Here is an 18,924-nt window from a genome sequence, read left to right as displayed (position 1 = left end):
GGAACTGCTGCTTTGAAAATATTAATTGTCGAGGATGAAGAAGCGATTCGCGGGTTTGTCCGCATTAATTTAAAACGAGGCGGCATGGAAGTGACGGAGGCCGAGGATGGGGAAACTGCTTTGGCGCTTGCGCTGGCGGCTTCCCCGCCTTTTGATGTTGCGCTGCTTGATCTGATGCTGCCCGGTATCAGTGGGTTTGAAGTGTGCGAACAGCTTAGGCAGCAATTTCCCCGCATGGGCATCATCATGCTGACGGCGAAGTCGCAGGAGGAAGATAAGATCCGCGGCCTTGAGCTTGGCGCGGACGATTATGTGCAGAAGCCGTTCAGCCCGGGCGAGCTTGTCGCCCGGCTGAACGCCCTTAAGCGGCGTATGCAGCCGCTTGGGGAGGAGCCGGCGCTTGGCGGCGACGGGGCTGCAGGAGCTTCCGCTGCCGAGGCAGGAGCCTTGCCCGCGTCGGCGGCGCAAGGGGCCTCCGGCGCCTCGGCGGGAGGCGCAGCGCAGCCGGTGCCGCAGCGGCCCGGCGAGCTGAGCTCGGGGGCGTTCCGCCTGTCTTCAGCGGAGCGCCGGCTCTGGAAGGATGGCGTCGAGATCGTGCTGACGCCGACGGAATGGACGCTTGTGAAGCTGCTGATGGAACGGGAGGGCGAGGGGCTTAGCCGCGATGATATTTTGAATGCGGTATGGGGACGCCATTATGTCGGTGATCTGAAGATCGTCGACGTGAACATTCGCCGCATCCGCCAGAAGATCGAGATTCAGCCATCCGATCCGCAGCATATCGAGACGCTGTGGGGGTATGGCTACCGCTGGAAACGGAGCGACGAATAATGAGAAGTCTGCGCACACGCATCGTATGGAGCTATGGCATCCTGATTGTGCTCGTGGTCGTGATGCTTGGTTCGATGTTCGTGACCCTCGTCTGGAACTACTATTACAGCAGCGCGGTCGGCTCTGTTCTGCAGCGTGCAGAGACGGAGGCGGCCCTACATAATCGGATGATCGCGTACGAACCGATGAGAGAGAAAGCCAGATACATGCTGCAAAATATGTCCGAAGGCACAGCCCACCTCCAGCTGCTTACCGGCTCCGGAGTTATCGTCGTCGATAGCAACGGACTTGGCGGCGATGGCAAGCTTGCGGAGACGCCTGATGTCAGCCGGGCGATCTACGGCGGAAAAGGGGTCTGGCGCGGCACAGACCCGCTGACGAACGAGCGAATCGCAGCGGTTACGCTGCCGGTCAAGCAGGGCCAGCGCGTGGTGGCGATGTTTCGCTATACCGCTTCGCTCAAAGAAGTGGACACAACCGTCCGCAACGTGCTGTGGATTACACTGCTTGTCGGTACGGTGGTCGTGCTGCTCTTCTTCACGATGAGCGTGTTGATCGCGAACCGAATCGCCAGACCGATCCGCAATCTGACGCGAGTTGCGGAGAAGATGGCAGAAGGCGATTGGACGCGCCGCGCAGCGCCGCATGATCGAGATGAGATCGGGCGATTGGGGGAAACGCTGAACACGATGGCCTCGGAGCTGACGCGGCGGGAGAAGCTGAAGGAGGACTTCATCTCTTCCATCTCCCATGAGCTGCGGACGCCGCTTACCTCGATTAAAGGCTGGAGCGAGACGCTGGCCTCCGGCGATCCGAGCGATGTCGAAGAGCTGAATCTGGGGCTGGCGATCATTGACCGGGAGACGGAACGGTTGGCGGGACTCGTAGAGGATCTGCTCGACTTCTCGAAGCTCTATGCCAAGAGCATCGTACTTCATCCCGAGTCGCTCGACATACGGAAGACGATCGAGGAAACGCTCCGCCAGTTCGAAGCACGCGGACAGCGTGAATCGATTGCCATTGTAGGAACCGGAGGGGATAAGCCGCTCGTTGCCGAAGTGGATGCCAATCGGCTCAAGCAAGTATTCATCAATGTTCTCGACAATGCGATTAAGTTTACTCCGCGGAATGGGACGATTACAGTAACTGCCGATCAAGACGAAGGGATGGCGCGAATCCGGATTCAGGATACGGGGAGCGGCATTCCGCCTGAGGATTTGCCCCATGTCACCGAGAAGTTCTACAAAGGGACCAGCCAGCGCTCCGGAAGCGGACTGGGCCTAGCCATCTGCAAAGAGATCGTCGAACTGCACGGCGGCACCTTCCGATTGGAGAGCACCTTTGGCGAAGGCACAACGGTGACGATTGCACTGCCGCTGATCCGCGCACAGCAGCCACAGCCGCCACAGAAGGATCTGCAGCAGCCGCAACAACAGCAACAGCAGGAAAGGCAGCAACAGCAACAGACGCCACACCAACAGCCGCCGGACGCGGCAAACAGCAAATAACCCGATCGGCAGCGGCCGACCGGGTTATTTGCTGAGCTAACATCTATTCTTTATAGAACAGCGACTTGTGATTCTTGGTTACATAGGCAATCGCGAAGATGGCCAATAGGATGACAAGGCTGGAGAACCAATGTGCGGTGATCCAGTCGATAAAAGCTGGCATACACAGCCCCCTCGGGTGAAGCGAGATAGAATTAGTGTGCCAAATCTTAGGGGGAGTATGCGAGGAGGGGAGATTCGCGCATTTCGCCATCGTAGATCAATCATCCTGCGCCTCGCATCTGGTACCCGGCTCCCTCCGCATCCTTGTTCTCGCAACTGGTACCTGGCTCCCCACGCAATAGGGATTCTGCACCAGTGGGACACTTGCTGCGAACATCTAACGAATCTGTGGATTTCGTGGATTCGAGCTTCTACGAACCGCAAGGTGTTAGTGTGGGGGAGTTTCAGTCAGAATGTTCATTCTTAGCAACTGCGGAAGACAATTCCACCGCTATTGTGGTTTAATAAATAATATCCAAACTACTCAATTCTTCCAGAAGGTGGGCTCGCAGATGAAGCAAGCTAAACGGTCATCCTTTCGCTTTACACTCGTGCTTGGCGTAGTCATGCTGCTAATGGCAGGTATGGTGCTCACGGGCTGCAACGAGAAGAAGCTTAACGTCAACGATACGCCACCGGTTGCCGAAGAACCGACGGAACCAGCGGAAGCGCCTGCAGAGACGGCGCCGGTTGATCCGCCCGCTGTGGATCCGCCTCAATATATTGCACCGTTGACCGGCTTGCCGCTGGATAGCGAAGCCACGCTGCGGCCCATCGCCGTGATGGTCAACAATTTCGCTGCGGCGCGTCCGCAATCGGGATTGCCGAACGCCGATGTCGTCTGGGAAGTGCTTGCCGAGGGCGGCATTACGCGCCTTGTAGCCGTCTTCCAAAGCGATACTTCAACGAATCCGATCGGCCCGATTCGCAGCAACCGCCCTTATCTGATTCGGATCGGCGAAGCCTACCATTCTGTACTGGCTCATGCAGGCGCGAGCACAGATGGCTATGATATCCTGCAGCATCATAACAAAGATTACTTAGATGAAATCTCCAATGCAGGCGCGTACTTCTACCGTGAATCGTTCCGCAAACCGCCGCACAATCTATACTCCAATTTGGAGAAGCTGCGAGCCGGAGCCGCGAAGAAGAAATATGCCGAAACCGTCGAGATCCCGACGTTTACTTGGTCCGAGCAAGGGGCGACGGCAGCGGGAACGGCGGCAACGACGGTCGAGATTCATTTTCTGCTGAAGGATTATAAGCTGTCCTACCGCTACAATGAGGCGACGGGGCTCTATGAACGCTCGATTAACGGCAAACCGCATACCGATCTGACAACGAACAATCAGCTGACGGCAACGAATCTGGTCGTCATCGGCGCGAAGCATAAGACCTACGACGACTACGGCAGACTTGAGATTGACCTCGAAAGCGGCGGTCCGGCGATGCTGATCCAGAAGGGCAAGGAAGTCGACTGCACATGGGAGCGCAGCAGTGACGGCGTTATTCGCCTCATGAAGGACGGGCAGGAGCTGCCGTTCGTACCGGGACATACGTTCTATCACATCGTTCCGATGACGCCGACGTTTGCGGGGCATGTGAAGCTCGGCATATAATGAATAGATTAGACGTGTAACGTGGAGGAACAGAGATTGGAATCGACTACGAAGCAAAATGAACAGTCCTGGAACACCGGCGCATATGGGGCGTGGCTGAAGCGTTTCGGCACACCGGCTGAGGCGGCAGGCAAAATCAAATCGGCACCCGAGAAACGTGTCGGTTCGGCACTTGAGCATATGGGAGATGTGAGCGGGAAGCGGATCGTCAATCTGCTTGGCTCGAACGGCAATAAAGCCGTTGCGCTTGCGCTGCTTGGCGCAGATGCAACCGTCATCGATTTCTCCGCGGAGAACGAGCGCTATGCAACGGAACTAGCCGCAGCAGCTGGTGTTCCGCTCACCTACATCGTTGCGGATGTGCTGAAACTGCCTAACGAGGTGCTAAACGGCAGCTACGACATCGTGTATATGGAGTTTGGGATTCTGCATTATTTTCAAGATCTGCTGCAGCTGTTTGAGGTTGTCCGCGGATTACTCCGCCAAGGAGGTACGCTGGTGCTGCAGGATTTCCATCCGGTCTCCACGAAGCTGATCTCCTCGCGCGGCACAACGGCGAACATTCGCAAGCACAAGGTGGACGGCGATTATTTCAGCACGGAGCTGGAGGAGAAGGAAGTCGCGTTCTCCAAGTTTATGTCGGAGGAGCAAGGCGGGGCAGTGGATGTTCCCAAAGTATTGCTGCGCAACTGGACACTCGGGGAGATCGTAACGGGAGTTGCTTCCGGGGGGCTCTGCATCAAGCTGCTTGAAGAGCTGCCGAACGCCTCGTCCGACGTGTTCGACAAAGGCATTCCGAAGACATTTACAATCGCAGCCGAGAAGCTGTAAATGACTGTAAATCAGCAGAAGCCGGAGGTAATCCGGTTTCTTTTTTTTGCCCCGGAGGCGGTTAAAATCGGATGTGCCGGAAAACAATAGAAGGGCAAGGCGGTCCCCGGAGAAAAATAATGTACGTTTTTTGAAAATAGTCATAAAACCTTTACAATCGCTTAACAATCGAGTTGTATTCTATGATAAGATATTGTCGGTTTCATATGGAGTTTGATGAAATTTGCCGGCAATCAAATTAGCGCGACAGCGAAGGGGATAGTTATGTTTAAGAAAAAGAACGATGTGTTCTTTACGACACTGGAAGCGATGGCGGATACGATTTTGGAAGGCGTGCACTATTTTGAACAAAACGTCTCCAAAATTAAAGATGTCGGACAGTTTGCGAAAACAATGAAAGAGTATGAGAGCAAATGCGACCGTCATGTACATACGATTCTGACTGAACTGAACAAAACGTTCATTACGCCAATTGAGCGAGAAGATATTATGAAACTGACTACATCGCTTGATGATGTGCTAGATGGCATTGAAGCTTGTGCTTCCCGTTTCGAAATGTACAACATTACGGAGCCGGACGAGTACGTCACTCTATTCGCAGAGAATATCCTTCGCTGCGCGCAGCAAATCAAGAAAGCGATTTACCTGCTATCCGAGAAGAAGCTGCTTGCCATGCGCGAGCCTGCTATCCATATCAATGAGCTTGAGAACCAGGCTGATGACCTGCTTCGCATCAGCGTAAAGAGCTTGTTCACGAACGTGAAGGATCCGATTGAGCTGATTAAGCGCAAAGAGGTTTATGAGCGTCTGGAGCAAACGACCGACTATTGTGAGGATGTCGCAAACACACTCGAAACCATCATTATGCGCAACAGCTAAGGAGCGGGACGAGCAGGTATGGACATTTACATTTGGGTCGGCATCGTTATTTTTCTAGCACTCGGTTTTGACTTTATCAATGGCTTCCACGATACAGCGAATGCAATCGCGACGACCGTGTCTACTCGGGCATTGTCGCCGCGGAAGGCGATTATCCTTGCGTCAGTGATGAACTTCGTCGGGGCGATTATGTTTACAGGCGTGGCGAAGACGATCGGGGGCAAAATCGCGAATCCGGCTACGCTGGACCACGGCGTGCAGGTTGTAGTCGCGACGTTGATCGGGGCCATTGCATGGAACCTGCTGACATGGTGGTTCGGTATTCCATCTTCATCTTCACATGCTTTGATCGGGTCGTTGACCGGGGCTGTTGTCAGCTCTGCTGGACTAGACGCTATTAATGGCAGCGGATTTATCGATATCTTAAAGGCACTCATTCTTTCGCCGCTCATCGCATTCGCCGGGGGCTTTATCGTGATGTGGATATTGAAGCAGATTTTTGCCAAATCCAGTCCGCATCATGTCAATAAGGTGTTCCGTTCGAGTCAAATTCTGACGGCGGCGTTCCAATCGTTCACACATGGTACGAATGATGCGCAGAAGGCGATGGGGATCATCACATTCGCGCTGGTTACAGCGGGCATCCAAGATAATACCGATCATATTCCACTGTGGGTCAAGGTTTCCGCAGCTACGGCTATGGCGCTCGGAACGTCGATCGGCGGCTGGAAGATCATCAAGACGATGGGCACGAAGATTTTCAAAATCGAGCCGATCAACGGCTTCGCGGCGGATATCACATCGGCAACCGTTATCTTGACGGCAACGATGACGCATCTGCCGGTAAGTACGACGCATGTAATTACCTCCTCCATTCTCGGCGTGGGCAGCGCGAAACGCTTCTCCGCCGTGAAATGGGACTTGGCGGGTAAGATTATCATCTCATGGATCATCACGATTCCGATTACGATGATTCTTGCGGCGCTGATTTATCAAGTTATCGCTTTGTTTATCTAAAATGTTAAAGGCTGAACGTCTCGCAAGCGGCACTTAGGTGCGCTTGCGGAGAGGTTCAGCCTTTTTTGCTTGTCGCGGCGGTTATCTACGCGGGCGTCTGCGGCGCGGGCCGCCGGGCGTTACGCCGGATTTGCCTGTGGCCGTACGCCGACGTTTGCGCTTGCGGCGCTTCGGCGGTGCGTCATCGTCGTCATCGGTGCTGGTCACGCTGGCGCCTTTCTTCCCGAAGGAGCCGGCAAGTACTTTGATCAGCGGCGCCATCTGGGTGATGCTGCCGACCACTTTCTGAACTTTGCCCATCGTTGTCACAATACCGTCGATTCCGCCCATGCGGTCCACTACGCCCTTGAGGTCATTAAGACTGGTGGCGAGGTTGAAGCCGGACTTGGCGTCGGTCTTCTCTTCGACTTTGGTTTGCTCGATTAGCGAAGGGAGATTGCCGTCAGACTCCGGAAGAGGTATAATTTGCTGGCCTGATGGCGGTTGAATCGTAATGGATGGGACTCCGGTTGAGAACTCGGAGGATGAGAACGGGACCGGGGTTTTCCCTAGCCCGACGCTTTTGTTAGTGTTCAAGCCTTGAAATGGATCAGATATACCCGGAAAAGGACTTTGCTGCCGCTCATTATGCAGGCCTTGACCTTGCCCGCCGCTCTGGCGCTGCTGCTCGTAGCTGCCGGCGGGTGGATCATAGCGGTATTTCACGCAGATCACAACCTTTTTTGGCGTTTTATATAGTAGTCTATGGGATAGGCAAACATACGGACTGGACGAATGCCCGTATTTTCGGAATAAATTTCCGCTGATGCAGGGGAACATTAGACGCTGGTCGTGGGCCGAGTATGCCTTCTGTTCTGTGAAGCGCTACAACGGTGATGCTTGAATAATAGTAGAGAAACGAATACAATTAGCTTAATAGTTCAAGTAGGAGTGTGCGGACGATGCAATTAAAGAAGCTGAATGACAAGACGTTCGACCAGCTGTTTGAAGCAATTCTAACGCTGGAGACGGTGGAAGAATGCTATGTGTTCTTTGATGATTTGTGTACGGTAAACGAGATCCAGTCGCTGTCCCAGCGGCTTGAAGTGGCACGCATGCTTGGCAAGGGTGCGACATATAATCAGATTGAAGCAGAGACCGGCGCAAGCACGGCGACGATTTCGCGAGTGAAGCGGTGCCTGAACTACGGCAACGATGGATACAAGATGGCGCTGGAGCGCGCAGGACGATAACCCGATGCGGAAGCCAGGCATCTTGGTGATTAGTCATGGCTCGCGCGAGGCGGGCTGGGTGAAGCTTGTTGATGAGGCGGTTGGGGCGGTTGGTGTTAAGTGGGGAGAAAAAAACCTTGCTAACGCCGATTTGCCGGTTGTCTCGGCTTTTCTGGAGATCGTGGAAGGACGTCTGATCCAAGACGGCATAGATCAGCTAGAAGCGGAAGGCGTGACGGAGCTCTACGTCCTTCCGCTTTTTGTGTCGTCCGGCAGTACGCATGTGGACGACATTGCGCAAGCGCTCGGCGCTCAGCCGGTATCGGCGGCGCGCCGCGGTGAGCTGGCGCCGTTCCGGGTTGGCGCGGGCATGAGCGTCCGCTTCGGCTTGCCGATCGACGACGACGCGGATATTGCCGAGCTGCTGCTCGGCAATATTACGGAGCTGTCGTCGGTGCCCGCGCGGGAGCGATTGCTGCTCGTCGCGCATGGTTCGCGCGAGGCGGTCTTTCACGGCCGCTGGCGAAGCGGCATGCGGCAGCTCGCGGCGCGTGTCCGCGAGCTTGGCGGGTTTGCCGGCGCAGACATTGCGATGCTGCTGCCGAATCAGGCAGCCTGCAAGCTGCGCGCGCTGCAGCGGCGATATGAAGGTGACTCGTTCCTGGTTGTGCCTCTCTTTCTGAGTGAGGGTTATTTTACAAGAACGGTCATTCCGGGTCGGCTTGAAGGGCTGGACTACCGGTACAATGGCCGCGCGCTGCTGCCGAATCCGTACATTGTGCGCTGGATGGAACGTCAGATCGAGAGCTGGCTGAGTGAGCTGAATGGTGCGTGATGACTTGTCGCTCGTCGCTGGGAATAACTGGCGAGGCGCGTTTGGGAAGTTCGTCATTTAGGTGTATAGTAGAGAGTAGAGAACGTGAGAAGATACGGGCAGCAGGATGCTTGCCGGTTGCCGTGTTTACGGATGCGCGGGAGGCGCTGCCGTACACGGTCCGGAGTGAATGTGCCGGAGGTGGACTAGGTGACGATTAAGAGGGCGAGATTGATCTATAACCCGACATCGGGTCGGGAGGAAATTAAGAAGCGGCTGCCGGATATCCTGCAGCGGCTGGAGCGCGGCGGCATCGAGACGAGCTGCCACGCCACCGTGAGCGAAGGCGATGCGACGATTGCGGCATCCGAAGCGGCGGACCGCGGCTTCGATATGATCATCGCGGCCGGCGGCGACGGGACGCTGTATGAAGTGATCAACGGCTTGGCGGAGAAGGACGTACGGCCGCCGCTCGGGATTCTGCCGCTCGGGACAACGAATGATTTTGCCCGCGCGCTTGGCATTCCGAAGCACTGGGAGTACGCGTGCGATCTCATCATTCAGCAGTACACGAAGCCGATTGATCTGGGACGGGCGAATCAGCGGTATTTTATCAATATTGCAGGCGGGGGCTCCTTGACGGAGCTGACCTATGAAGTGCCGAGCAAGCTGAAGACGATGATCGGGCAGCTGGCCTATTATATGAAGGGTCTGGAGAAAATGACCCGCCTTCGGCCAACGGAGCTGCGGCTCCAGGCGAAGGAGATCGGCGAGATCCATGAGGAGATTATGATGTTCCTCATCTGTAACAGCAATTCGGTCGGCGGTTTCGAGAAGCTCGCACCTGAGGCGAGCTTGAGCGATGGCTTGTTCGATGTGGTCGTGCTGAAGAAATGCAACCTCGGCGAATTCATCCGGCTGGCATCCCTGGCGCTGCGCGGCGAGCATCTGCATGATCCGCATGTGGTACATTTTCAGACGCGCGAGCTGATCGTCACGACACCGGATTACGTGCAACTCAACCTGGACGGCGAGTATGGCGGTACGCTGCCATGTACGTTTACAGTGCTGCCGTCGCATTTGAACATTATCGTAGATGAAGCTGGCAATTCTACTTATAAATAAACGGCACGAAGCAGATAGATGGATATATGGCGAGATAAGCTCGAAGCAGAGATATGAAATAGGTAAGACAACTGATTGAGGAAAACGGAGCGGGTTACGTACAATGAGCAACAATAAGGTTAAAGTACCGACAGTAAGCAAAAATGATGAAGTCGTCGTCGACATTGTCGGCTTGACGCATGAGGGCGAAGGGGTAGGCCGTGCAGACGGCTTTACCCTTTTTATACAGGGAGCCCTTCCCGGCGAACGCGTCCGCGCGAAGGTGCTGAAGGTGAAGAAGACCTACGGATACGCGAAGCTGCAGGAGTTGTTGGTTAAGAGCGCGGACCGTGTGGATGCGCCTTGCCCGATCTATAAGCAGTGTGGCGGCTGCCAGCTGCAGCACCTGAGCTATAAGGGCCAGCTGGCTTGGAAGCGGCAGCATGTGGTGGATAATTTGGAGCGGATCGGGAAGCTGCGGGTTGCTACATCCTCTATTTCCGACACAACCAATCCATTCGAATCGGATGCAGTGATTGTCCATCCCACTGTTGGGATGGACGAGCCATGGCGCTATCGGAACAAAGCGTCCGTGCCGATGGGCATGGCCGCTGTGGCTATGGGAGGAGACGGCGACGGGCTCTTCTCAGAAGAGCGTCTAATTGGCGGCTTCTACGCGCGCGGCAGCCACCGCATCATTGACATGGACGAGTGTATGATTCAGCACTCGCACAATGATGATATTGTGGCCCGCGTGAAAGCGATCGGCCGCGAGCTTGGTATTTCGGCTTATAACGAAGAGACTGGACGCGGATTGCTGCGTCATGTGATGACGCGTGTTGGATTCGTGTCAGGCGAGGCGATGATTGTGCTGATTACGAACGGCCAGCACATCCCTCAAGTGGATCGCTGGGTTGATATGATTCGCGAGGCTGTGCCTAACGTGAAGAGTATCGTACAGAACGTGAACAAGCGCGATACGAACGTGATCTTCGGCGATGAGACCCGAGTGCTATGGGGCAGCGAGGTTATCTACGACGAGCTCGATGGCATTCGTTTCGCCATCTCGGCTAGGTCGTTCTACCAGGTGAACCCTGTGCAGACGGTGGAATTGTACCGCAAAGCGGTCGAATACGCAGCGCTAACGGGGAGAGAGCGGGTTATCGATGCCTATTGCGGCATCGGTACGATTTCGCTGTTCTTGGCACGTCAAGCCGGCCATGTTTACGGCGTTGAGATCGTGCCGGAGGCAATAGCGGATGCTGAGCGAAATGCGAAGCTGAACGGGATTGATAATGCCACGTTCGAGGCTGGTCCAGCCGAGGTTGTAATCCCACGCTGGCGTAAGGAAGGCATCGTGCCAGATGTGATTGTCGTCGACCCGCCGCGCAAAGGCTGCGATGAAGCACTGTTGGAGACGATCCTGGCGATGCGCCCAGAACGTGTGGTGTATGTGTCGTGTAATCCTTCGACACTCGCACGCGATCTGCGCGTGTTAGAGGATGGCGGATATCGGACGGTTGAGGTGCAGCCGGTGGACATGTTTCCCCATACCGTTCACGTAGAATCGGTGGCTATGCTGGTGAGGAATGAAACAGAGTATAATCAACCTTGATTTTATTGGCTATTCAAGTGTAGTACAGGTTGTTAATAATAAAAATTAAGCTTGATGTAAAAATTGAACAGATCTCTGACTAAATGAAAATATGAGATCAGAAAGCTAATCTCATTCATCATGCACCGATAATTGTATTTCACACACTTTTCAACATGATATGGGAAATCCGTATTACCTCTTAGAAGGGACCTTCATCTTAACTACTTCAGGACAATTCATCGTAAAGAAAAAGAAATTCTGAAGGATAGTCATAGGGTTTGGGTGGTCACAATTTAGATAGTTTCCGAGCTGCCGAATTTCTCGGCAGCTTTTTTCTTTAGCTACTGTAACCATGCTTAACCGCGAAGGATAAAGAGCGGTTGTTTGCCCTTCAAAATCATCTGCAGGTTGCAAACCCTTATGTTATGATATGGAAAAATACGACATATGGAGGTTTTTGAGATGTCTGTTCCTGATAAGAAAATCGTTGTTAACAGGGTAACTCAAATACGGCTGTTCCCTCTCAACGATTAACAGAAAGCAAATCATGTTTCAAGGTGAAAGCGGAGGAAAGCGGATCGTTGTCTGCACACCATCCTCTAAGATCCATCAGAACGGTAAAGGCTGGTTTGATCTCTCCATCAAACAAGTTGAACTCTTAGACGATGCAGACATCGCAGTATTAGCAGTTCGCTTGGAAGGAAGCAGAATCTATTATTTAGATTTTAAAGAGCTACGGAAAATGATGACCTTTGATATTCAGGTGATAAACCGAGTTGAAGGTGAACATTGGAAACTCTACATATGGGATAACTTCATTCAAGTTCAAGGAAACCCAAATAAGTTTAATGTTCAATCAGATAGAATGGTGGTATAACGAATTCATAGAAGTAGTCCGAATTATACTAGAGATGAGAATGTAAATGTCTAAAAATGAAATTCTTCACTAACTACCCGAGGAAGTATTTGACCACTTATTTACTCAGAGTAGCTTAAGCCGTATGAGACTTGCAGCAACCGAAGGTCATGTGGCTTATGTTCGTTTTCATGAGCAGAAGCGGGAATGTGCGTTGTTTGCATTAACAACGAGAGAGCGCAATTCTGTAATCATAGGAGGGACAACTAATGCCGGTAAGTCTGATTTCAAGTGATTTAATGGATCGCTTCAAAGACTTGTTGAATGATACAGAAGATGAGTTGAATATCATCTCCCCTTTTATTGGGACTCAGACTGCAGCATTCCTTTCTGACTGGTTAATCAAAAATCCTACTGTGAAGTGCAATGTCATCACAAGGTTTTACCGGGAAGACTTTGTTGAGCGAGTTAGTAGTATTTATGGTCTTGAGCGACTTTTAGAGGCTAAGGCAAGTATATATGCTCTAGTTGACCTGCACTCCAAGCTCTATCTATTCGATACGAACTCAACGATCATTGGTTCAGCCAACTTTACGAAAGGTGGATTCATGTCCAATCATGAGATCTGTGTCTTAATGGATGACGAGCCTGAGATAGCTGAGAAGGCAAATGAGTATTTCTATGACTTACTTGAGCAGATCCAGGCAGTCGGCAATGAAGGGATTGTCACCCAAGCATGGATTGATGAAGAGAAAAAACACGTCCCCCAGATGGCAGCTAACCAACGAAAGAAAGATATTACGTATTCGAATATTTTCAAAAAAGGTGTCACACTTAAGAAAATTGTTCAACCCGATTTGTTTGAATCCATCCTTGAAAATACGGATGCATCAGAGGATGTTACGGGAATCTGGCTAAAGTTTGAAGGGACTGGAGAAGATCGGATACCTAGCGATTATGATTATAAGCAAATGAAAGGAGTCAGGAAACGGGATCTAAATACTACATATTTTCCTCGGCAACCAGGTGGAATTCAGAAGGATGACACTATGTTCTTAACAATAGTAAGCTATGATGAACAAGGCAGACCTACCCCGATGATTGTGGGTTATACGATGACAGACGGATTTAATCGGAACAATGTAGCAGACGATGGGGAGATTAAGGATAGTCCTTGGAAACATCGCTTTCCGTACTATGTAAAATTTACAGATGGTAAGGTTATAGATGCACCAATCAAAAATGGTGTCCGATTAGTCGATCTCTATAACAGCGTGGGTAAGGCAACGTTCCCGTCATTACGGAAACGAAAAAATGTTAGTCAAGGGACTTTGCAGAGTATGCATTTTAGACGTTCACATATTCGAATAACCCGAGAGGCGTATGATTTCCTAATTGATGAACTAAATAAGCGATTTAATAAATATGGAGTTACAGATTTGGGGTAACTCTACTTAATGTTAAGTCTCTCGAAGCCCGGGCAATCAAATCAAATGGGACGGAGATATTATTGATGAAGTACACAGATATTCCAACAGGTGATGACCCTGTTGTGAACGAATGGCTCCATAAGCTTGGTAGAGAAAGAGCAGAGAAGTGGTTAAAAAATAACGGGGCGAAGACAACTCAACCTGAGCATGGACAAACTCACTTCGTACATGGTGATAAAGGTGAGTCGATTAAAGTTACAGTCCGATGGCATTTTGAAGGTAAGAACACCTCGATTTCTGCTCCTAACGTTACTGCTGTACGAGAGCTCCCCTCCGAAGTGAGTCATACTCTACTGGTTCGGACATTCTTCAGCCGTAAGGGGTTCGACACTGACTACTGTTACTTTACGTTTATTCCGAGATCTTTTGCTAAGACATCGCAAGATGTAACGTATCTGACCAAGAAGAAAGACTTCATTTATGAGCTAATCCCGCAAGATCAGTTGGACACCTACCCTTTCAGTAATCAGAAGTTGCAGCGAGATACGGTAGAAGAGATGGAGGAAATAGCTAAAGAAGTCGAATCCACACCTTTATCAGCTACGGTAAAAGAGCAGTTGATCAAGGCTCGAATCGGTCAGGGAAAGTTCAAGCGAGACCTGCTCAAATTAAGCAATAAGTGCCGACTATGTAACGTTGCAGATGAACGGTTCCTTATTGCAAGCCACATCAAGTCTTGGAGTAAGTGTGACTCGTCCGACGACCGGATAAATCCGTATAACGGATTCCTGTTCTGTCCGAGCCATGACTCATTATTTGATAAGGGGTGGATCTCCTTCAGGGATTCAGGCGAGATAATGATTTCCCCTTCACTCGATATTACAACGAAGATGTTCATGAACGTTCATGAGACTGATGTTATTACCGTAGATCCGAAGCATTTGCAGTACCTGCAGTGGCATCGTCAGCTCCACAATAATAAGCTAATTTAAGATAAGAGCAGAAGCGAGGTCCCCATAAGGGGTATCTTTTTTTGCAATTCTTTAGTGGAACAAATAAATTAATCTACTGTGTTAATGAAATGGCTAATTGAGTACAATTTTGGTAATTGTAATTTCGGAGGGATTGAATTTGGATTGATTTTCTGTATCAGTGCCTGCTCTCTCCGCTTCAACTAATTGACCATTTAATCGTGATCGGTAACAGTCAATCGGAAGGCAGGATTATATTAGGAACTGATCATGGTGCAGTAACTTATCGATCAGACTTCATACCTTCGAGGATTGAATGAATTGTACAGAAATTGAATCCTTAGAAAGAACAGCCCTACAAGTAGGGCTGTTCTTTCTTTTTATTAGGAAATACTATCGCTTAGTCTTCATAGAATATCCGCCACGATACGATAATACGTTTATTACTTCATGATTTTTCTCAACCATGATACGATAGTTACTGATGTCGGCTACCTATTATGGGAAATTGAGGGGATTAACTTGGTAGATAAAGTGATTCGTATTTTTAAAATGATCAACGCCATTCAAGCGAACCCTGGCATTTCCGCCAACGATCTTGCTTTTAAGTGTGAAGTGGACATACGGACGATATATCGGGATTTAAGACTGCTCGACTTGATAGCCCCTATAACCAATGATGGCAAGGGGAAGGGTTACAGGTTTATGGGCAAGTTTTCTATGTATCCGCTAAATTTTTCGGAGCAGGAGGCATTAGTATTTTCGCTACTTCCCTCTGTATTGGACGAAGATAAGCTCCCGCCTGGTTTCCAGACGGCTTATGATAAAGTTATGGCAACCCATTTTAAACAAAAATCAGATCAGATTAATATCATTGAAGATATCGCAGGTATTATTCAAATGGGCACACCTGCTTACCGCAAAGAAAGTCCTAACTTCCTGCAGCCGATTATCCAAGCGATAATAGAGCAAAAGACGATCGACACCGTTTATCACACCCAGTACCGTAATGAAACGACGGAACGGAAAATCGACCCTTATTATCTCGTTCCTCGTGACCGTCTATTTTATTTATTCGGTTATTGTCATTCAAAACAGGATATCCGTACGTTTAGGATCAGCCGTTTTCAAAAGGTAGAAATTGCAGGACAGTCGTTCGACAAAGGCGATTTCAACATTAAGCAATATTTGAAAAACACGTGGTCGATCGATCGCGGGGAAAAGAATATGACGTTCAAAGTTCGGTTTTCCGCCGATGTGGCCCGGTACATAAAGGAAGAGGAGTTATTCGTTCATCCGCGTATGAAGGATCAGAAGGACGGCAGCCTTATTTTCGAAGTGACCGTTAATAATGAAAAAGAGTTTCTGAAATGGGTACTCCAATACGGGCCTTCTGCGGAAATCCTTGAACCAAAATCGGTTAGGGATTCGCTCAAGGATCAATTATCGCAGTGGGTCAGCATGTATCAGTAGCTATACAGGAGAGGAACAGCCTCGCTTCTACTTTGAAGCGGGGTTATTTTTTTGCGAACGTTTATTCGCTGACAAATAGGTGCCCAATAGAAACTTTAAGATATAAGTACAAAGACGAGACGAGGAGGCATCGACCATGAAGCTCATCATAACGAAACACGCATTTGAACGTTATTGTGAGAGAGCGGCGATATACCAAGGCGACTTTAATGGTTTTCAAAACCAGCTTCAAAAGTTAACAAGGGGTGAATTGTGTTTCGTAGAGTTGCAAGGCAAACTGGCCTTGTATTTCAAGCAATCCTATTGGCGTTACGTGCGAGACAAGAAAAAGAACGAAATTACGCTTGTCACATGTTTGGGTATTTTGGAATTCATCAGTAACGATAAATGGTCGAGAATGGAATCATTTAGAAATAGACGAGCGAGTCAGAAAATCATGAAAACCACTCGGAGGAAGGAGAATTATAGTGAGTCAAGCCATATCGTTTAATCATGCTTGGGGCAAAGTTTATTTACCGACCGGCGGAGCCGAAAAAGTGTACTTGCATATCGAAGCGAGGGGAAACGAAGGAGAGAAGGCTCAAAATCGGGCACCGATTAATTTGTCTCTTGTGCTTGACCGGAGTGGGTCCATGTCTGGAGAACCGTTGATGTACAGTAAGAAAGCTTGTAAATTCGTCGCCGATCAAATGAATGTATCCGATCTGCTAAGTCTCGTCGCCTTCGATGATCAGGTGCAGACGATTATTCCTCCTTCCAAAATCACGCATAAGGATTTGATCAAGAATCGTATCGAATCCGTCGAAACGGGAGGAACGACCAACCTTAGCGGTGGAATGATCGAAGGTGCACAACACGTTCGGAAGAACAAGACGGAAGGAATGGTCAATCGGGTCATTTTGCTATCCGATGGCCATGCGAACGAAGGGATTACGGATAAGCAAAAGCTTTTCGCGATTGCAAAAGAGTACCGTTCGTCCGGGGTAGGAGTCAGTACGATGGGTGTTGGAGATGGTTTCGATGAGGGGTTAATGGAAGGCATCGCCGAACATGGCGGCGGTAATTTCTATTATATCGACAAGGCTGAGGGTATCCCAGAAATTTTCAAACAAGAGCTTGAGGGATTGCTATCGGTGGTTGCCCAGAACGTTAAACTTACGCTTACTCCTTCGGATGGTACTCAAATTGTTGCTATCTACGGATATATGGCAGAGGAGCAGTCTGGCAAGCCGGTTCTCCAATTAGGAGACATATATCACGGCGAGGAAAAATCCATTCTTGTCGAGCTGGCATTCCACCCGCACATCCAAGGCGAACATAACGTGATTCAATTGAACTGGGACTACATTGACGTTACAGAGAGTGCGATAGCATGCAGTTTCAACATTGATGTATCTGCTTCGTTCACATCGGATATCAATCTGCTGAACGAACCTGGTAACGCTTTGGTAGCGCAACAGGTCGAGCTGACGAAGTCGGCTAAGGTCATCGAGGATGCCATGGTGGCTTTCGACAATGGCGACATGGAACAGGGGCAGAAGCTGCTGAAAGTTCAAGCGGATCAAATGCTGCAAATGTCGGTTGTAATGAACAGTCCGATTATGGCAGAAGAGTCGGCGAAGCTTTACAGCCAGCTAGACAATTTCGAATACTCGAGTAAAAAGCGTAAGGAGCTTAATCAGGAGAAGTATCGCAGGATGAAAAGAAAGTAAAGAGAGGGGCTACATAGCCATGGCATCATTTTTAATGGCAATCTTCACATTATTGTTCTTCGCATCGATCGCCGGCATCATCTATCCCAAAATGTTCGACAAGATATTAAAGCGCAGGGTAAAACGTTGGATGTTCGCGGTTGGGACTGTTGTTTTACTCCTATTGATTGGAGTTACTGCGCCGAGTGACCCAGAAACGGAGGCGGCTAGCGCTACGAGCGTAACATCCTCTGCAGAAGCATCCCAGGCCAAGGTAGACACGGACGCGCAAGCAAAGAAAGAAGCAGATTCCAAGGCGAAAGAAGAGGCTAAGCAGAAAGAGAAAGAAGATAAGGAAAAGGCTGGGGCTGCGGAAGAGGCGGCGAAGGAAGCTGAAAAGGCAAAAAAGGAAGAGGAAGAGAAGGCAGCCGCTCTGGAATTGGCTAAAGATCCTGACTGGGATAAATCTGAGATGGATGCATTGAAAAACGGGAATCCACAATTAGCTTTTCAAATGCTTGAGGCAATCGGGGACAAGGCTGTAACCCCAACAACTGAAAAGTCAGGTTCGGTGTTTAAAGCCCCTTGGAACTATTATGGAAAGCCAATTCAATTCACGGTTGATGTGGCTATCGTTCAGGATTACCCGCCAGATGGCGATAGCTATATTAAATCCGAGGTTGTAGGTCAGGCCCCGGACGGAACGATCGTAGATATCTTCAGTATGGTTGGAAGCGGCGATATTCAAGTCGGAGATCAGATTACAGTGGTTGCTTATCCTGTCGGGATTGTATCGGTCGATAACAAATTAGGCGGGCAAACGGATCAACTGGCGCTCGTAACAAACAAGCTGTAATCGATGCAGGCACCGGTTAATCGCTCCGGTGTCTTGGTTTTCCGATTGTAGGAAGGAATGGGGGTAACTCTCAGCGAATGTAGGTATATTGGATTATGAAATAGGGGGATTGCAGGTGGATTTGTATTGTTTATTCGACAAAATAAAATCGAAGGACTTGGGGATGAAGGATGAATGACGCCAAAGACAGAGCT

General features: G+C 50.2%; 18 protein-coding genes. 17 read left to right on the top strand and 1 reads right to left on the bottom strand.

From position 1 onward, the window contains the following. Positions 1-12: 12 nt before the first annotated feature. The 6 genes from AC0YN4_RS21575 to AC0YN4_RS21550 all read left to right on the top strand — a co-directional run bounded on the left by AC0YN4_RS21575 (position 13) and on the right by AC0YN4_RS21550 (position 6,727). Positions 13-831, top strand: a complete 819-nt coding sequence (locus AC0YN4_RS21575) for a response regulator transcription factor (protein WP_475836751.1) — start codon at positions 13-15, stop codon at positions 829-831. Next, positions 831-2,339 (top strand): sensor histidine kinase, encoded by a 1,509-nt coding sequence (locus tag AC0YN4_RS21570; protein ID WP_475836750.1) that lies wholly within the window; start codon positions 831-833, stop codon positions 2,337-2,339. The genes AC0YN4_RS21575 and AC0YN4_RS21570 overlap by 1 nt, the downstream gene beginning before the upstream one ends. Before the next feature lie 554 nt (positions 2,340-2,893). Next, positions 2,894-4,000: a DUF3048 domain-containing protein gene (locus tag AC0YN4_RS21565; RefSeq protein ID WP_475836749.1), complete on the top strand. Its 1,107-nt coding sequence runs from the start codon at positions 2,894-2,896 to the stop codon at positions 3,998-4,000. A 21-nt stretch (positions 4,001-4,021) separates the two neighbouring features. Beyond that, positions 4,022-4,831 carry a class I SAM-dependent methyltransferase gene (locus tag AC0YN4_RS21560; RefSeq protein WP_475836748.1) on the top strand — a complete coding sequence of 270 codons (810 nt, stop codon included), beginning with the start codon at positions 4,022-4,024 and terminating at the stop codon, positions 4,829-4,831. A 264-nt stretch (positions 4,832-5,095) separates the two neighbouring features. Next, positions 5,096-5,710 (top strand): DUF47 domain-containing protein, encoded by a 615-nt coding sequence (locus AC0YN4_RS21555; protein WP_090978944.1) that lies wholly within the window; start codon positions 5,096-5,098, stop codon positions 5,708-5,710. An 18-nt stretch (positions 5,711-5,728) separates the two neighbouring features. Continuing rightward, positions 5,729-6,727 (top strand): inorganic phosphate transporter, encoded by a 999-nt coding sequence (locus AC0YN4_RS21550; RefSeq protein WP_475782536.1) that lies wholly within the window; start codon positions 5,729-5,731, stop codon positions 6,725-6,727. Between the two features lie 81 nt (positions 6,728-6,808). Here AC0YN4_RS21550 and AC0YN4_RS21545 read toward each other — a convergent pair whose 3' ends face one another. Then, complete coding sequence (locus tag AC0YN4_RS21545; protein ID WP_475836747.1) at positions 6,809-7,432, bottom strand: hypothetical protein; 624 nt, start codon at positions 7,430-7,432, stop codon at positions 6,809-6,811. 236 nt (positions 7,433-7,668) lie between these two features. Between AC0YN4_RS21545 and AC0YN4_RS21540 the strand changes: the two genes are divergently transcribed. The 11 genes from AC0YN4_RS21540 to AC0YN4_RS21490 all read left to right on the top strand — a co-directional run bounded on the left by AC0YN4_RS21540 (position 7,669) and on the right by AC0YN4_RS21490 (position 18,730). Beyond that, positions 7,669-7,959, top strand: coding sequence for a YerC/YecD family TrpR-related protein (locus AC0YN4_RS21540; protein WP_090978952.1), 291 nt, complete (start codon positions 7,669-7,671; stop codon positions 7,957-7,959). Further along, positions 7,922-8,773 (top strand): sirohydrochlorin chelatase, encoded by an 852-nt coding sequence (locus AC0YN4_RS21535; protein ID WP_475836746.1) that lies wholly within the window; start codon positions 7,922-7,924, stop codon positions 8,771-8,773. The genes AC0YN4_RS21540 and AC0YN4_RS21535 overlap by 38 nt, the downstream gene beginning before the upstream one ends. 189 nt (positions 8,774-8,962) lie before the next feature. Continuing rightward, on the top strand, positions 8,963-9,877 hold the full coding sequence (locus AC0YN4_RS21530) for a diacylglycerol kinase (protein WP_091224066.1): 915 nt from the start codon (positions 8,963-8,965) through the stop codon (positions 9,875-9,877). A gap of 103 nt (positions 9,878-9,980) precedes the next feature. Beyond that, positions 9,981-11,471, top strand: a complete 1,491-nt coding sequence (gene rlmD / locus AC0YN4_RS21525) for a 23S rRNA (uracil(1939)-C(5))-methyltransferase RlmD (protein WP_475836745.1) — start codon at positions 9,981-9,983, stop codon at positions 11,469-11,471. A 529-nt stretch (positions 11,472-12,000) separates the two neighbouring features. Further along, positions 12,001-12,330 (top strand): hypothetical protein, encoded by a 330-nt coding sequence (locus tag AC0YN4_RS21520; protein ID WP_475836744.1) that lies wholly within the window; start codon positions 12,001-12,003, stop codon positions 12,328-12,330. 248 nt (positions 12,331-12,578) lie between these two features. Continuing rightward, positions 12,579-13,757, top strand: coding sequence for a phospholipase D family protein (locus AC0YN4_RS21515; RefSeq protein WP_475836743.1), 1,179 nt, complete (start codon positions 12,579-12,581; stop codon positions 13,755-13,757). 65 nt (positions 13,758-13,822) lie between these two features. Then, a complete protein-coding gene (locus AC0YN4_RS21510; RefSeq protein WP_475836742.1) occupies positions 13,823-14,731 on the top strand; it encodes an HNH endonuclease in 909 nt (302 codons plus the stop codon). Positions 14,732-15,232: 501 nt separating this feature from the next. Beyond that, a complete protein-coding gene (locus tag AC0YN4_RS21505; protein ID WP_475836932.1) occupies positions 15,233-16,183 on the top strand; it encodes a helix-turn-helix transcriptional regulator in 951 nt (316 codons plus the stop codon). Positions 16,184-16,319: 136 nt separating this feature from the next. Beyond that, positions 16,320-16,673, top strand: a complete 354-nt coding sequence (locus AC0YN4_RS21500) for a hypothetical protein (protein WP_475836741.1) — start codon at positions 16,320-16,322, stop codon at positions 16,671-16,673. Continuing rightward, complete coding sequence (locus AC0YN4_RS21495; protein ID WP_475836740.1) at positions 16,651-17,895, top strand: vWA domain-containing protein; 1,245 nt, start codon at positions 16,651-16,653, stop codon at positions 17,893-17,895. Before AC0YN4_RS21500 ends, AC0YN4_RS21495 begins: the two co-directional genes overlap by 23 nt. Positions 17,896-17,914: 19 nt before the next feature. Further along, positions 17,915-18,730 carry a hypothetical protein gene (locus AC0YN4_RS21490; RefSeq protein WP_475836739.1) on the top strand — a complete coding sequence of 272 codons (816 nt, stop codon included), beginning with the start codon at positions 17,915-17,917 and terminating at the stop codon, positions 18,728-18,730. Positions 18,731-18,924 lie beyond the last annotated feature (194 nt).

Source organism: Paenibacillus sp. J22R3 (genome assembly GCF_056269305.1).
Note: the sequence above shows the minus strand (reverse complement) of the source record. Positions and strands in the feature narration are given on the sequence as shown.

Excerpts from the sequence above, each read along its gene's own strand:
- AC0YN4_RS21570 (WP_475836750.1), top strand. The coding sequence starts at position 831 with ATGAGAAGTCTGCGCACACGCATCGTATGGAGCTATGGCATCCTGATT.
- AC0YN4_RS21565 (WP_475836749.1), top strand. The coding sequence starts at position 2,894 with ATGAAGCAAGCTAAACGGTCATCCTTTCGCTTTACACTCGTGCTTGGC.
- AC0YN4_RS21555 (WP_090978944.1), top strand. The coding sequence starts at position 5,096 with ATGTTTAAGAAAAAGAACGATGTGTTCTTTACGACACTGGAAGCGATG.
- AC0YN4_RS21550 (WP_475782536.1), top strand. The coding sequence starts at position 5,729 with ATGGACATTTACATTTGGGTCGGCATCGTTATTTTTCTAGCACTCGGT.
- AC0YN4_RS21540 (WP_090978952.1), top strand. The coding sequence starts at position 7,669 with ATGCAATTAAAGAAGCTGAATGACAAGACGTTCGACCAGCTGTTTGAA.
- AC0YN4_RS21535 (WP_475836746.1), top strand. The coding sequence starts at position 7,922 with ATGGATACAAGATGGCGCTGGAGCGCGCAGGACGATAACCCGATGCGG.
- rlmD (WP_475836745.1), top strand. The coding sequence starts at position 9,981 with ATGAGCAACAATAAGGTTAAAGTACCGACAGTAAGCAAAAATGATGAA.
- AC0YN4_RS21520 (WP_475836744.1), top strand. The coding sequence starts at position 12,001 with ATGTTTCAAGGTGAAAGCGGAGGAAAGCGGATCGTTGTCTGCACACCA.
- AC0YN4_RS21515 (WP_475836743.1), top strand. The coding sequence starts at position 12,579 with ATGCCGGTAAGTCTGATTTCAAGTGATTTAATGGATCGCTTCAAAGAC.
- AC0YN4_RS21510 (WP_475836742.1), top strand. The coding sequence starts at position 13,823 with ATGAAGTACACAGATATTCCAACAGGTGATGACCCTGTTGTGAACGAA.
- AC0YN4_RS21500 (WP_475836741.1), top strand. The coding sequence starts at position 16,320 with ATGAAGCTCATCATAACGAAACACGCATTTGAACGTTATTGTGAGAGA.
- AC0YN4_RS21490 (WP_475836739.1), top strand. The coding sequence starts at position 17,915 with ATGGCATCATTTTTAATGGCAATCTTCACATTATTGTTCTTCGCATCG.